The sequence below is a fragment of the Demequina sp. B12 genome (assembly GCF_028823635.1).
Classification (GTDB): Bacteria; Actinomycetota; Actinomycetes; order Actinomycetales; family Demequinaceae; genus Demequina.
Genome location: NZ_JAPEHU010000019.1, coordinates 1 through 392, shown reverse-complemented (window position 1 = coordinate 392; position 392 = coordinate 1). Strand labels below are relative to the sequence as shown.

Below are 392 nucleotides of genomic sequence, written 5' to 3'. Positions count from 1 at the left end.
AATCAGACTAATAATAATAAGTGCAGCAGTGAGTGTGGAGCAGGAACATGGGGGCAGTAGACGGCCGGCAATCACAGATCCAGAATCTACAGCTCCAGAGGCAGAAATACCTGCAGAAAGTGAGAAGGCCAAAAAGCACAGAAAGCACAAGGACTACCAGGAAGAAGTGGAGTTGGTAACCTGTATTAGTGGGATAGGAATGCGTACAGATAGAGAGGGAGAGGAGGAGAGAGAAGCTCAGTGCGTCATAGGAAGTCCCCCAGCAGTCTTAAGCCTATAACAGCATAACTAAGGGATGGTTCAGGACTCACCTGGGTGTGGTTAAAACAATTAGTGGGTTTGTTTACACTCTGACAGAAACCAATCGAATCTAATAGTGAGATAAACACAGA

At 45.9% G+C, this 392-nt stretch carries 1 protein-coding gene; it reads left to right on the top strand.

Annotated features, from left to right (window positions below; genetic code table 11):
- Positions 1-280, top strand: a 280-nt coding sequence (locus ON058_RS11075; RefSeq protein ID WP_274669119.1) for a hypothetical protein, incomplete at its 5' end; no start/stop codon positions are given.
- Positions 281-392 lie beyond the last annotated feature (112 nt).